Source organism: Pantoea sp. FN0307, assembly GCF_050113815.1.
GTDB lineage: Bacteria > Pseudomonadota > Gammaproteobacteria > Enterobacterales > Enterobacteriaceae > Mixta > Mixta alhagi.
In genome coordinates this window covers 966,719-980,247 of the sequence record NZ_JBNJSO010000001.1, presented here as the reverse complement: position 1 = coordinate 980,247, position 13,529 = coordinate 966,719, and the positions used below count along the sequence as shown (strand labels likewise).

At 52.3% G+C, this 13,529-nt stretch carries 11 protein-coding genes; 5 read left to right on the top strand and 6 right to left on the bottom strand.

The genetic code is table 11. The features are described from left to right. Window positions 1-25: 25 nt before the first annotated feature. Together ACQE3Z_RS04610 and ACQE3Z_RS04605 are read right to left on the bottom strand one after the other, a co-directional pair. Complete coding sequence (locus tag ACQE3Z_RS04610; RefSeq protein ID WP_426972401.1) at window positions 26-877, bottom strand: aldo/keto reductase; 852 nt, start codon at window positions 875-877, stop codon at window positions 26-28. A gap of 76 nt (window positions 878-953) precedes the next feature. Continuing rightward, window positions 954-1,703, bottom strand: coding sequence for a MipA/OmpV family protein (locus tag ACQE3Z_RS04605; RefSeq protein ID WP_426972400.1), 750 nt, complete (start codon window positions 1,701-1,703; stop codon window positions 954-956). A 423-nt stretch (window positions 1,704-2,126) separates the two neighbouring features. Here ACQE3Z_RS04605 and yeaG point away from each other — a divergent pair, with 423 nt between their 5' ends. Then, window positions 2,127-4,061, top strand: a complete 1,935-nt coding sequence (gene yeaG / locus ACQE3Z_RS04600) for a protein kinase YeaG (protein WP_085071542.1) — start codon at window positions 2,127-2,129, stop codon at window positions 4,059-4,061. Window positions 4,062-4,154: 93 nt separating this feature from the next. Beyond that, window positions 4,155-5,432, top strand: a complete 1,278-nt coding sequence (locus ACQE3Z_RS04595) for a YeaH/YhbH family protein (RefSeq protein WP_426972398.1) — start codon at window positions 4,155-4,157, stop codon at window positions 5,430-5,432. Window positions 5,433-5,510: 78 nt separating this feature from the next. Here ACQE3Z_RS04595 and ACQE3Z_RS04590 read toward each other — a convergent pair whose 3' ends face one another. After that, window positions 5,511-6,032, bottom strand: a complete 522-nt coding sequence (locus ACQE3Z_RS04590) for a hypothetical protein (RefSeq protein WP_426972397.1) — start codon at window positions 6,030-6,032, stop codon at window positions 5,511-5,513. 495 nt (window positions 6,033-6,527) lie between these two features. Beyond that, the gene (locus tag ACQE3Z_RS04585; protein ID WP_250650089.1) at window positions 6,528-7,238 is read right to left on the bottom strand and encodes a phage antirepressor KilAC domain-containing protein; all 711 of its coding nucleotides are present in this window, start codon (window positions 7,236-7,238) and stop codon (window positions 6,528-6,530) included. 244 nt (window positions 7,239-7,482) lie between these two features. Between ACQE3Z_RS04585 and ACQE3Z_RS04580 the strand changes: the two genes are divergently transcribed. The 3 genes from ACQE3Z_RS04580 (at window position 7,483) to ACQE3Z_RS04570 (ending at window position 10,827) form a co-directional block, all read left to right on the top strand. Next, on the top strand, window positions 7,483-9,210 hold the full coding sequence (locus ACQE3Z_RS04580) for a potassium/proton antiporter (RefSeq protein WP_426972395.1): 1,728 nt from the start codon (window positions 7,483-7,485) through the stop codon (window positions 9,208-9,210). Between the two features lie 78 nt (window positions 9,211-9,288). Continuing rightward, window positions 9,289-9,522, top strand: coding sequence for a DUF1480 family protein (locus ACQE3Z_RS04575; RefSeq protein ID WP_085071537.1), 234 nt, complete (start codon window positions 9,289-9,291; stop codon window positions 9,520-9,522). 114 nt (window positions 9,523-9,636) lie between these two features. After that, window positions 9,637-10,827, top strand: coding sequence for a multidrug effflux MFS transporter (locus tag ACQE3Z_RS04570; protein ID WP_426972394.1), 1,191 nt, complete (start codon window positions 9,637-9,639; stop codon window positions 10,825-10,827). A 1-nt stretch (window position 10,828) separates the two neighbouring features. On the opposite strand, the gene dadX is transcribed toward ACQE3Z_RS04570, so the two are convergent. Continuing rightward, window positions 10,829-11,899, bottom strand: a complete 1,071-nt coding sequence (dadX, locus tag ACQE3Z_RS04565; RefSeq protein ID WP_426972393.1) for a catabolic alanine racemase DadX — start codon at window positions 11,897-11,899, stop codon at window positions 10,829-10,831. A gap of 19 nt (window positions 11,900-11,918) precedes the next feature. Further along, a complete protein-coding gene (locus ACQE3Z_RS04560; protein ID WP_426972392.1) occupies window positions 11,919-13,223 on the bottom strand; it encodes a D-amino acid dehydrogenase in 1,305 nt (434 codons plus the stop codon). Window positions 13,224-13,529 lie beyond the last annotated feature (306 nt).

The following is a 13,529-nucleotide window of genomic DNA, read 5'->3' as shown; positions in this document are numbered from 1 at the left end:
ATGCCCGGCCTGCATGACGTTATTTTCAGACCACATCCAGCGGCTGCTTGCTTTGCGGCGGCGGAAACAGCAGATCGATTTGCTTCACATGCGTTTCATCTAACGTCACGTTTAACGCGGCGGCGTTTTCCTGCACGTGGCTGATACTGCTGGCTTTGGGAATCGCCATGATGTTCGGGTGGCGGATCACCCACGCCAGCAGCAGTTGCGCTACGCTAATCCCCAACCGATCGGCCATGTCGTTTAGTTCGGGCGAGGTCATCAGGCCATGGCGCAAACGCCCAGCCTGAGCCAGCGGGCAATAGGCCATAACGGGCAGCTGGCGCTCAACACAGGCGGGCAGGAGATCGAACTCAATGCCGCGTGAGGCAAGATGATACAGCACCTGGTTAGCGGCACAGGCACTGCCGCCTGGCTCTTGCCAAAGCGACTGCATGTCCTCGTAGTCAAAATTAGACACGCCCCAGCGGCGGATTTTTCCCTGCAGCTGAAGTTTCTCCATTGCGCGGATCGTCTCCTCCAGCGGGATATTGCCGCGCCAGTGCAACAGATAGAGATCAAGATAGTCCGTCTTCAGGCGCTTCAGGCTGCGTTCACAGGCTTCCCTTGCATCATCAACGCCGGCATTCCACGGGTAAAACTTTGAAACCAGCCAGGCACGATCGCGCCTTCCCTGCAGTGCCTCACCAACAACCTGCTCCGCCCCGCCGTCTGCATACATTTCAGCGGTATCGATTACCGTTAAACCGCACTCCAGGCCAGCCTGTAAGGCGGCAATTTCCTGCTGACGTAGCTCAGCTTTTTCACCCATATACCAGGTACCCTGACCAATGGCTGGCAACGTCAAATCCGCAGCAAACGCTATATTTTTGCCCATCCTCCCTCCTTTGCACAGCGGGCATGCACCAAACAGGCGCAACGGAGCGCCCGCTGCCCTGTTTTAGCCTGCTTAATCAGAAGCTATAGCTAATTCCAGCCCAGGTGGTGAGTTGAGAATCTGTGTCGACCATCGGGCTATCTTTAATCTCATCAGCCAGACGCGTATAGCGTGCATAGACGCTGGTATTCCAGCGCTCGGTCAGGCGATAGTTAGCGCTTAGCTCAAGGTAAGGACTCCAGCTGTCATCCGGCTGATAGCGACGAATGCCGGTGCGCGCTGACTCGTGGCTGGACACGCCATAATAATAACGATTCTGATTGGCGCTGGTCCAGGTTGCGCCGATGCCAGGCGCCACGCTGAAGTCACCGAACTCAAAGCGATAAAGGTAGGTCAGATCCCAGACAATACCGTCGCTTTTGCCCAGTACATCGCCAAGCAGATTGGTCCGCACAATCCCCCACTCAGCAATATGACGGTATTCCAGGCCGCCCATCAGCGTCATGTGACGTTCATCAAGCCCTTTCATCGCGCCCAGATCGTTATCATCCGGATCGTAGCGCTGCGCCGAGCCTGCCAGGGTAACAGAAAGCTGATCCTGTTGATCTTTCCACAGATAATAACCACCCTGCAGCGTGCGCAGCCAGAAGCTGTCGCTTTCATAGTTGATCACCGGAAGCGGTAAATAGCGATCCTGTCCCCCTTTATAGGGACTCTGCACATACGCCACTGACGCACCCAGCGTGAGCGGAGACGTCTGTTCCGCCTGGGTGACACCACAAAGAGGCAGCAGCAAAGCAAGCGCGCTAATTTTGAATCGGTTCACAATATGTTTCTTCCATAAATAGAACAATTAGAGAGGCAGTTTAACGTCATTACGTGACAGGCTTAAATCTTAATACATTTTGTCATATTCGAAGGAAAGAAGGGTTCAGTTTGCTGAGCCTTTTTCCGCTTATTTACAAAGCCGTCACAGGCCGCGCCCCGCAAGGGCAATGCTTATTACCGGTCACACTTTCCTGGTGCAATTCAATAGCATTAAAGAAAATTCCTGAAATGCCATCTACAGTTAAAAGTAACCTATGTGATTCGTTCGAGCAGAGTAACCATCAAATCTGTGTACCCCGATAAAAATACGTCAGGTTGGCATAAGGGTTGCTGTACTCCCAAGAGAATATCTTCCGGAAGCTGATACACCTTTTATAACGCTTCCATTACCTGTGCTAAAAACGAAAGGACGGGCATCGCTATGAATATATTCGATCACTATCGTCAGCGTTATGAAGCTGCCAAGGACGAAGAGTTCACACTGCAGGAATTTCTTGCTACCTGTAAGCAGGATCGCAGTGCATACGCCAACGCGGCAGAAAGACTCTTGATGGCTATTGGTGAGCCAGTCATGGTCGATACTGCCCAGGAGCCTCGCCTTTCCCGACTGTTCTCAAATCGTGTGATTGCACGTTATCCGGCTTTTGAAGAGTTCTATGGGATGGAAGAAGCGATTGAACAAATCGTCTCTTACCTGAAACATGCGGCTCAGGGCCTGGAAGAGAAAAAACAGATCCTCTATCTGTTGGGCCCGGTTGGTGGGGGTAAATCCTCACTCGCCGAACGCTTAAAATCGCTGATGCAGCGCGTACCTATTTATGTTTTGAGCGCCGACGGCGAACGCAGTCCGGTCAATGACCATCCGCTCTGCCTGTTTAATCCACAGGAAGATGCCAATATTCTTGAAAAAGAGTATGGCGTGCCGCGTCGTTATCTGGGCACCATTATGTCGCCGTGGGCGGCAAAACGGCTGCATGAGTTCGGCGGTGACATCACCCGTTTTAAAGTGGTTAAAGTCTGGCCGTCGATTCTGGAGCAGCTGGCTATCGCAAAAACCGAGCCGGGCGATGAGAACAACCAGGATATTTCCGCGCTGGTCGGTAAGGTGGATATCCGTAAGCTGGAAAACCATGCGCAAAACGACCCTGATGCCTACGGCTATTCAGGGGCGTTGTGCCGCGCCAACCAGGGCATCATGGAGTTTGTAGAGATGTTTAAAGCGCCGATTAAGGTGCTGCATCCGCTGCTGACCGCAACGCAGGAAGGTAACTACAACGGTACGGAAGGGATTTCCGCCCTGCCGTTTAACGGGATTATTCTGGCGCACTCCAACGAATCTGAGTGGGTGCAGTTCCGTAACAACAAAAACAATGAGGCGTTTCTTGACCGTGTTTACATCGTTAAGGTGCCTTATTGCCTGCGCGTCTCGGAAGAGATCAAGATTTATGAAAAACTGCTTAATCACAGTGAGTTGACCCATTCACCTTGCGCGCCCGGTACGCTAGAAACACTGGCCCGCTTCTCGATCCTTTCCCGCCTGAAGGAGCCGGAAAATTCCAGCATCTATTCAAAAATGCGGGTTTATGACGGGGAGAGCCTGAAGGATACCGATCCGAAAGCCAAATCGTACCAGGAGTATCGCGATTATGCTGGTGTGGATGAAGGCATGAACGGGCTCTCCACACGTTTCGCATTTAAAATTCTGTCGCGGGTATTTAACTTCGATCATACGGAAGTGGCGGCAAACCCGGTCCATCTGTTCTACGTTCTGGAGCAGCAGATTGAACGCGAGCAGTTCCCACAGGAACTTGCCGAGAAATATCTGGAGTTTCTGAAAGGTTATCTGATCCCTAAATATGCCGAATTCATTGGCAAAGAGATCCAGACCGCCTATCTGGAATCCTATTCAGAATATGGTCAGAATATTTTTGATCGCTACGTGACCTATGCGGATTTCTGGATTCAGGATCAGGAGTATCGCGATCCCGATACTGGTCAGCTTTTCGATCGCGAGGCGTTGAATGCTGAGCTGGAGAAAATTGAAAAACCAGCTGGCATCAGCAATCCCAAAGATTTCCGTAATGAAATCGTCAATTTTGTCCTGCGCGCCCGCGCACAGAACAGCGGACGTAATCCAAACTGGACCAGCTATGAGAAGCTTCGCACGGTTATTGAGAAAAAAATGTTCTCTAATACCGAGGAGCTGCTGCCGGTTATCTCCTTTAACGCAAAAACGTCAACCGATGAGCAGAAAAAGCATGATGATTTTGTCGACCGTATGATGGAAAAAGGCTACACCCGCAAGCAGGTTCGTCTGCTGTGCGAATGGTACCTGCGCGTACGCAAATCATCGTAAGTGAGGCGTACCAGCCTATAAACGTAACGGAAGCGACAGTAAAGAGGTCGGACATTATGTCCGACCTTGCTTGCAACGTGGTTTGGGGGAGCTATGGCCTATTTTATCGATCGGCGGCTGAACGGCAAAAATAAAAGCGCGGTAAATCGCCAGCGTTTTTTACGCCGCTACAAGTCGCAAATTAAACAGTCGATCTCCGAGGCCATCAATAAACGTTCGGTTACCGACGTTGAGAGTGGTGAATCTGTTTCTATACCGGTAGATGACATTCATGAACCTGTTTTCCATCAGGGACGCGGCGGCACCCGACATCGCGTTCATCCCGGCAACGATCATTTTGTACAGAATGACCGTGTAGAACGTCCTCAGGGCGGCGGCGGCGGCGGAAGCGGCCAGGGCAACGCCAGCCAGGATGGTGAAGGTCAGGATGAGTTTGTTTTCCAAATTTCCAAGGATGAATATCTCGATCTGCTGTTTGAAGATCTGGCTCTGCCCAACCTGCGTAAAACGCAGCAGCGGCAGATGAATGAATATAAGACGCATCGCGCCGGCTTTACCTCTAACGGCGTGCCCGCCAATATCAGCGTGGTACGCTCGCTGCAGAATTCACTGGCGCGGCGTACCGCGATGACGGCAGGTAAACGCCGTATGCTGCATGAGCTGGAGGATGCGCTGCAGACTGTGGAAAAAACCGAGCCGGTGCAGCTTCTGGAAGAAGAGCGGCTGCGTAAAGAGATTGCTGAACTGCGGGCACGCATCGAGCGCGTTCCCTTTATCGATACTTTTGACCTGCGTTACAAAAACTTTGAAAAACGACCGGAGCCGTCCAGTCAGGCAGTAATGTTTTGTTTGATGGACGTATCAGGCTCAATGGATCAGGCAACAAAAGATATGGCAAAACGCTTCTATATTTTGCTCTATCTGTTCCTGAGCCGTACCTATAAAAACGTGGAAGTGGTTTATATTCGCCATCATACTCAGGCTAAGGAAGTGGATGAACAGGAGTTTTTCTACTCGCAGGAAACCGGCGGCACTATTGTTTCCAGCGCCTTAAAGCTGATGGATGAGGTGGTGAAAGATCGCTACGATCCCACGCAATGGAATATCTACGCCGCGCAGGCTTCCGATGGCGATAACTGGGCTGACGATTCACCGCTGTGCCATGAGATACTGGCAAAGAACATTTTGCCGGTGGTGCGTTATTACAGTTATATCGAGATTACCCGCCGTGCTCATCAAACGCTGTGGCGTGAATATGAGCATCTTCAGGCCGCGTTTGATAACTTTGCGATTCAGCATATTCGTGAACCAGAGGATATCTATCCGGTATTCCGCGAGCTGTTTCATAAACAGGCCAGCGAGATGAGCTAGTCTGTATAAGCTGGTGCCTTGAAAGCAGCCGCTGAAGGCTGCTTTTTTATCGGCATCATGCGCTCGTTGTCCAGCCCGTCAGAATTTTAACTGCAGACTAAGAACCAAAATTCCCGGCAGCAGAACGCCCGATCTGAAATTAACATGAGGGTTCATTTCATACTTAACGCCATGATAAATATAAGGAGCGAAGCCAACGCCAGTCATCTTCTTTATATCCTGGTACATACCCTTATCGCCACAGTTTGAAAACGACTTAAACCAAAACTCACCGGCATAGAGGTAAATGCCCTCAATGGTCAGGTTGTTGTAGTTTCCCCAATCCTTCTCAAAACCCAGTAGCGCGCATCGATTCCCTTCACTGTTAATCATGGTACCCGCATACAGACTGTAATCTGAGTTCTCGTTAACCCGCCTTTCCACAGCAATCAAATTATTTTTGAAGTACTGGTTATAATCTTTGGTCGGAGAATAAAGATGGTATGCAAATGAAGCGGTATGAAGGGAATAGAGATCCAGCTCATCCGCCAGACAGAGGTTGGAAAAAGCTGCCACTCCAGTAAAAGCTATGCAAGCGACGCCTGTAAGTTTACCAGCCAAAGTGCTTCCTTTATGAGTTTGAATAGCAGAAGGCTTTCTGCGAACTAATATCATTTTCTGATTAAGACTACACACTCAATCTATAAAGTTAACGGATTTGTGTTGATAAAGTTCCCGTCCCTCTTCTCAAGGGAGAGTACCTTTAGTCAGCAATAAAAAATAAAGCAGAAAACCCGTAAAAACTAACAGAATGATTCAATATTTAAATTATTATTATTAAAACTGTGATCTACTTTTGATATAAATTTATTTCAGTAAAACACCAGTTGCGCATCGACGCTGATTAAATCTCAGCTTTAAGCGAAAAGGTAGTAACAGGCGGTAGTAAAACAGCGCGAAGCCGCGCGAAGGATGAAAAACTCCGAACCGGTATAGCGCAGGCGATGTTACCCATGAGGCGAGCCAGGCGGATTTGAGAAACAAAAAAGCCGGTCCATGACCGGCTTTTAACTTGCATCGCATCCATTCATCGACGTTCTCCTTCCCGGCTTGTTATCAGGCCGCAGCGCCTTTCGGCTGCGATGCAATATGCCCTGCCCACAGGCTGGCAACCCACTTCACGCCCTTAGCCGTGAAGCGCGCCTGCGAAAACGCATGCTGGTTTTCGCCTACTCCGGAACGCAGAGTAAAGCGCCCTGCGTTGATATGCTGCTGATGCGGCGTAAGCGTGCCGTTCATGCGGTACATAATATGACGCTCCAGCAGGAACTGGCGAAAGTCAGGCTCTTTAACCTTCAGCATTTTGCACAGCTGACGGAAACCAAGCGACTCCTCTTCAACCGTGACATAACGATCAAAGAATTCAGCCTTGGGGGCGAAAAGCGCCAGCTGCTGCTCTGCTTTCTGACGCTGTTCAAACTGTTCGGCCCAGGCGCGCGCCGCTTCCGCTGGATTAGTAAAATCGGGCAGATGCGCCATTTTTTCCCGCTCCTGCCAGCGATCAAGCGCTTCAGCAGTAAAGGCTGGCGATAAACGCGCCACGGCCAGCACCGAGTCACGCTTGTTAAGACGATATTCCTGGCGTGTCGTGCCGTCAGCTTCGTAATCCCATGCGATTAACGGCTGTGACAGACGCTGGGCCGTTTCCAGACTTTTAATCAGACGTTTCACTTCACCATGGGTATTACCGGTCATCTCGGCGATTTCACGGCTACTCATTGTGACGGATTGATGAAGAGCGTTCAGGCTCTCAGTAGAAATCATCATAGCTTCACCATTGACTTGCAAGTAGCATCAGCCCGTTAGGGAGTACAAATAGTATACGTATTACTGGTTTAATATCCAGTATTTTTTTTAAGCAATTTTACTTTGTGCCATGCTGCGAAAAGTACCCATTTTTTATCCTGCGTGCTGTGACAAGCTATTGATAAAGCATTATCTTTTGAAAACGGTTATAGTGTAACCACGTTTAAAATCGCTTTTGCCATCTGTTTTACGAGGAGAAAATGCCTTGGATGCCAGCACAATTTACAGTCTTTTCATTATTGGTTCCGTGCTGGTAGCATCAAGCATCCTACTCAGCGCCTTCTCTTCCCGTTTAGGGATCCCTATCCTGGTGATCTTTCTGGCGCTGGGTATGCTGACCGGCGAGGACGGTATCGGGGGTTTCGCGTTTGATAATTATCCGCTCGCGTATATGGTTTCTAACCTGGCGCTGGCGGTGATCCTGTTGGATGGCGGCATGCGCACCCGCGCCACTTCGCTGCGCGTCGCATTAGGCCCGGCGCTGTCGCTGGCTACGGTAGGTGTGATGATCACCGCCGGCCTTACCGGGCTCGCTGCCGCCTGGCTGTTCCGGCTGGATATGATGCAGGGCTTTTTGATTGGCGCGATTATCGGCTCTACGGATGCCGCAGCGGTGTTCTCGCTGTTGGGGGATAAGGGGTTGAACGAGCGCGTCAGCTCTACGCTGGAAATTGAATCCGGCAGCAACGATCCCATGGCAGTGTTCCTTACCATTACCCTGATTGAGATGATTCAGCAGGGAGAAAGCGGTTTAAGCTGGATGTTTGTGGTTCAATTAATCCAGCAGTTTGGTTTAGGCATTGTGTTGGGGCTGGGCGGCGGCTGGGCGATACAACAGTTGATTAACCGTATCTCTTTAGCCAATGGGCTTTATCCGCTGCTGGCCGTCAGCGGCGGGATTTTGGTTTTCGCGCTGACTACGGTGCTGGAAGGCAGCGGCATTCTGGCGGTCTATCTCTGCGGCTTCCTGCTAGGGAATCGTCCCATCCGCAACCGGCACGGCATTTTGCAAACCTTTGACGGGATGGCCTGGCTGAGCCAAATCGGCATGTTTTTGGTGCTGGGCCTGCTGGTGACGCCTTCCGATCTCTGGCATATCGCCGTACCGGCGATGATCCTTTCGCTCTGGCTGATTCTGTTTGCCCGCCCGGTTTCTGTTTTTATTGGCCTGCTGCCCTTCCGCAGTTTTACCCTGCGCGAACGCGTTTTTATCAGCTGGGTCGGTTTACGCGGCGCAGTACCCATTATTCTGGCGGTGTTCCCGATGATGGCTGGGCTGGAAAACGCCTCGCTATTCTTCAATATCGCTTTTTTCGTGGTGCTGGTATCGCTGATGCTACAGGGCACTTCACTGGGTTTTGCCGCGCGTAAAGCGAAAGTTATCGTGCCGCCTACCGCTTCGCCGATTAGTCGCGTTGGGCTTGATATCCATCCGGAAAACCCCTGGGAGCAGTTTGTTTATCAGTTAAGCGCTGATAAATGGTGCGTCGGCGCAGCGCTGCGCGATCTGCAAATGCCGCGTGAAACGCGTATCGCCGCCCTGTTCCGTCATAATGTGCTGATGCATCCCACCGGCAATACCCGCCTGCGGGAAGGCGATGTGCTCTGTGTGATTGGTCGTGAGCGCGACCTGCCCGCACTCGGCAGGCTGTTCAGTCAGTCTCCTCCGGTAGCGCTTGACCAGCGCTTTTTCGGCGACTTTATTCTGGATGCGGATGCAAGACTGCGCGACGTGGCGCAAATCTATGGTCTGGATCTGAATGAAGAGACCAACGATCAGCAATCGCTGGGGCAGCTGATTCTGGGCATGCTCGGCGGCGCACCGGTGGTGGGCGATCAGGTGGAATGGAATCATCTGATCTGGACCGTGGCGGAAAAAGAGGATAACCAGGTGATCAAAATCGGCGTGCGGGTGCCGGAAGAGAAGGAATAATCCTGACCTGACGGCCTCGAATTTCCCGCCAGAGCGACTAAGCTTATAGTTCACGTCTTTCCTGGAGGGAAATAACCCATGGGTCATGTAGTCAAAATTGGTCGCTACGAGATTATTGATGCAGATATGGATGCTGAACTGGCTGATACCATCAGTATCCCCTGTCAAACCAATCCCGGTCTCAGCTACCAGCTTGACGGCTGGGATGAAGAAACCAGCGTTCCCGCGTGGATTGACGGACAGCCGGTGGATCTGGAGATCGGTCACTATGATAAACAGCAGGATCGCTGGGTTTTAAAAAAACCTGCCTGATAAGTTAGAGGAGCAGCAGCCCGGCTGCTCCTGATTTCGTTACTTTTCCCTTTTCTTTTTCGTCACATCTCTCTACGCTGTGCAGCTCAAAAATATCGGATAATAACTTCCCTGATGCAAAAATTTACCTTGTTGTTGCTTAGCCTGGTGCTGTTAGCGCCCCTTGGCATCGATCTCTATTTGCCTACGCTACCGGATATCGCTCTGGGTTTGTCAACACCGGTCTCAACGGTGCAAACCACTATCCCCATTTTTCTGCTGGTTATGGGGCTGGGGCAAATTATCGCCGGACCGCTGGTAGATAACTTTGGCCGTAAGCCTGTCGCCATGATAGGTCTGCTGCTCTATATCTGCGGCAGCGCGCTCGCGGCCTGCGCAGTAAACTGGCCTATGTTTCTGCTGGCGCGTCTGATTCAGGGCTGCGCCGTTTGTTGTACCGCCGTGGTTGCTTTTAGCGGCGTACGCGATCGGTTGTCGGGTGATGAAGCGGCGCGCGCCTATGGCTTTCTTAACGGCGCGCTTAATATCGTGCCGGCGCTGGCCCCCATGCTGGGCGGTTTTCTGGCCGAAGCCTTTGGCTGGCGAGCGCCTTTCTGGTTCCTGGTCTGCTATGCGCTGGCAATCGGCGTGCTGATTGCGTTTCTGTTACCAGAAACGCGCCCTGCCGATACGCGTAAAGTGAAAGGTCTGCCGCTGCGTCAATATGGCGCTATTTTGCGCCAGCCGCGCTTTCTCGCTTTTGCCTTTGCCAACGCAGGCGCGCTGGGGATGGTGTTAACTTACGTTTCGCTGGCACCGCATGTGCTGATGACGGTAGGCGGTCTTAGCGCGCTTGAATTCTCTATCGCCTTCGGCGCAAACGGCTTCTGGATTATGCTGGTGAGCATACTGGTCAATAAAATGATCCGCAAAGTTGGACGTCCGGTTTGTCTGGCGCTGGGAACGCTGGCGATGCTGCTGGGCGCGCTGATGTTGTTTGCAGGTGAGCAGCTGTTTCCAGCCGCGATGCAAACCCACTGGGCGCTCTATATGCTACCTGTCGCCATCTCTGTAGCGGGCCTGGCCTTTACCGTAGGTCCGGCCACCAGCTATGCGCTGGAGCCTTATCAGCAGCAGGCAGGTGTCGCTTCCGCGCTGGCAGGATTTATCCAGATGGCGGGCGGTTCTTCGGCTGGACTGCTGATGATGGCGTTACCGCTGACGGAGAAAGATGCGCTGGCGCTGATGATGCTGGTAGGCGCAGCGCTCACGTTTCTGGCATGGCGCTGCAGTAAAAAAATGCGCGGCTCGCTGACCGCGCTGTAAACTATAAGACTTCAACCGGTACCCGCGGTGCGACGGCGCACATTAGCTCATAGCCAACGGTACCGGCACTGCTTGCCACCTCGTCGATTTTCACCTGTTCGCCCCACAACTCTACTTTGGAGCCAATTCCAGCCTGCGGACAAGGCGTTAAGTCCACAGTGAGCATATCCATCGATATCGCGCCGATGGTGGTGGTGCGCACGCCGTCAATGACTACCGGCGTACCGTTTGGCGCATGACGAGGATAGCCATCCGCGTAGCCGCAGGCCACAACCCCAATGCGCTGCTCCGCAACTGCATGATAGCGATAGCCGTAACCTACGCCAGCGCCGGGGCGCAGATGCTGGATGCCGATAATTTCGCTTTTTAGTGACATTGCGGGCTTGAGGCCTGTTCCGGCAATATCCTGCCATTGACCGCTTGGTGAAGCGCCATAAAGAATAATCCCGGGCCGCACCCAGTCAAAATGTGCTTCCGGATGCCAGAGCGTCGCCGCTGAGTTTGCCAGCGAACGCGGGCAGTTCAGCCCCTCCGCCGCCAGCTCAACCTGCTTCATGGGTTCAAGGATACCCTCTTCTTTTTCCGCCTCGGCGAAATGGGTCATCAGGGTCATCTCTCCGACATTCTCCAGCGCCCGCAGTTTTTGCCATACCTTATGCACCTGTTCAGGCATAAAGCCCAGCCGGTTCATGCCGCTATTCACTTTGACATAAATGTCGATCGGCGCGCTAAGCTGCGCTTTCGCCAGCGCCTGGATCTGCCAGTTGCTGTGAACGCTGGTCGTCAAACGATAGCGGTCCAGCAATTCAAGCTCATCGCTATGGAAAAAGCCCTCCAGCAGCAGAATCGGTTTTTTCCAGCCCTGTTCGCGCAGCAGAATCGCCTCTTGCAGATTTAACAGCGCAAAGCCATCCGTATCGCTCAGGTGCTGCCAGATGCGGCTGATGCCATGACCATAGCCGTTCGCTTTGACCACAGACCAGACACGGGATCCCGGCGCAGCGCGGCGCACGATCTCCAGATTTTGTCGCAGCGCAGCGCTATGAATGGTTGCGACAATCGGACGTGACATAACCTCTCCTTGTAACTCGTTAACGTGCAACGTTTGCTTTATGCAGTTGCGGGGGCGTTACCGGTGAATAACCAGGCAGATAACGCATTACAGAAAGATCATCTGCAGCAATCGCCGGTTTTTTTCCGGAAATAATATCAGAAAGCAGCTGTCCTGAACCGCATGCCATAGTCCATCCGAGCGTGCCGTGTCCGGTATTAAGGTAAAGATTTTTCAACGGCGTAGGCCCAACAATCGGCGTGCCGTCCGGCGTCATTGGACGCAGACCGGTCCAGAAGCTGGCCTGTTCAATGTTGCCGCCGTTGGGATAAAGGTCACGTACCACCATTTCCAGCGTCTCACGCCGTGCGGGCAGCAGCTGCGTATTAAAGCCGACAATTTCCGCCATTCCGCCAACGCGAATGCGCTGGTCAAAACGGGTAATAGCCACTTTATAGGTTTCGTCCAGAACGGTGGAAACTGGCGCTCCGGCCTCATCGCGAATTGGAATGGTTAATGAATAGCCTTTTAAAGGATAAACCGGAATAGAAACGATATCCGCCAGCAGCGCGGTGGACCAGGATCCGAAGGCAACAACATAGCTGTCTGCGGTAATAATCTCTGCGCCGCATTTCACGCCGACAATGCGATTATCCTCACGCAGCAGGCCATCCACTGGCGTATTAAAGCGAAAGGTTACGCCCGCCTCTGCCGCCATCTGCGCCAGCCGCTGGGTAAAAAGCTGGCAGTCGCCGGTTTCATCATTGGGCAAGCGCAGCCCGCCGGTCAGTTTATGATGGGTGGAGGCAAGTGCCGGTTCCACACGCGCCAGCTGGTGCGCCTCCAGCAGTTCATAAGGCACGCCGGCCTCTTTCAGAACGGCAATATCTTTACTGGCGCTTTCATACTGTTGTGCGGTACGAAATAGCTGCAGCGTACCGCCCTGACGGCCTTCATAGTTGATCCCGGTATGTTCCCGCAGTGCTTTCATACAGTCACGGCTGTATTCCGCAATGCGCACCATCCGGCTTTTATTCTCCTGATAGTGGCGCATATCGCAGTTACGCAGCATCTGCCACATCCATTGCAGCTGGAAGCGGCTGCCATCAAGACGGATCGCCAGAGGAGCATGCCGCTGGAACATCCATTTTATCGCTTTTAACGGTACGCCCGGCGCAGCCCAGGGGGCCGCATAGCCAGGAGAAATCTGCCCGGCATTGGCGGCGCTGGTCTCCTGCGCCGGACCCGGCTGACGATCGATAACCGTAACGTCATGACCCGCCTGCGCCAGATACCAGGCACTGGCGACGCCGACAACTCCACTTCCCAGAATGACAACTCGCATAATTCCCCCAGCACCCCCGATAGAACAATCCACTAATTCTTAGCCAACCCTATGGATGATAATTTTGCCGCATTCCCATCAACATAGCGGTGACATATTTCACATCTTTTTTACCTTAGCGCTGAGTAAAAACAAGATGCTGACTAAATTTCAGTGGAAAATATTATTTTTAAAGTTATCGCAGCAGCAAGTGAGGATTAAGCCGGTAAATTAGCCTGACGCCAGCAGATTTAGCATGGGTCATACAAAAACAGAATAAACAGGATTTTATACTGATGAACAGGCGTTTATTCGCATTATTCGTTA

Coding starts and splice junctions, on each gene's coding strand:
- ACQE3Z_RS04610 (WP_426972401.1), bottom strand. CDS start 877: ATGGGCAAAAATATAGCGTTTGCTGCGGATTTGACGTTGCCAGCCATT.
- yeaG (WP_085071542.1), top strand. CDS start 2,127: ATGAATATATTCGATCACTATCGTCAGCGTTATGAAGCTGCCAAGGAC.
- ACQE3Z_RS04595 (WP_426972398.1), top strand. CDS start 4,155: ATGGCCTATTTTATCGATCGGCGGCTGAACGGCAAAAATAAAAGCGCG.
- ACQE3Z_RS04585 (WP_250650089.1), bottom strand. CDS start 7,238: ATGATGATTTCTACTGAGAGCCTGAACGCTCTTCATCAATCCGTCACA.
- ACQE3Z_RS04575 (WP_085071537.1), top strand. CDS start 9,289: ATGGGTCATGTAGTCAAAATTGGTCGCTACGAGATTATTGATGCAGAT.
- ACQE3Z_RS04570 (WP_426972394.1), top strand. CDS start 9,637: ATGCAAAAATTTACCTTGTTGTTGCTTAGCCTGGTGCTGTTAGCGCCC.
- dadX (WP_426972393.1), bottom strand. CDS start 11,899: ATGTCACGTCCGATTGTCGCAACCATTCATAGCGCTGCGCTGCGACAA.
- ACQE3Z_RS04560 (WP_426972392.1), bottom strand. CDS start 13,223: ATGCGAGTTGTCATTCTGGGAAGTGGAGTTGTCGGCGTCGCCAGTGCC.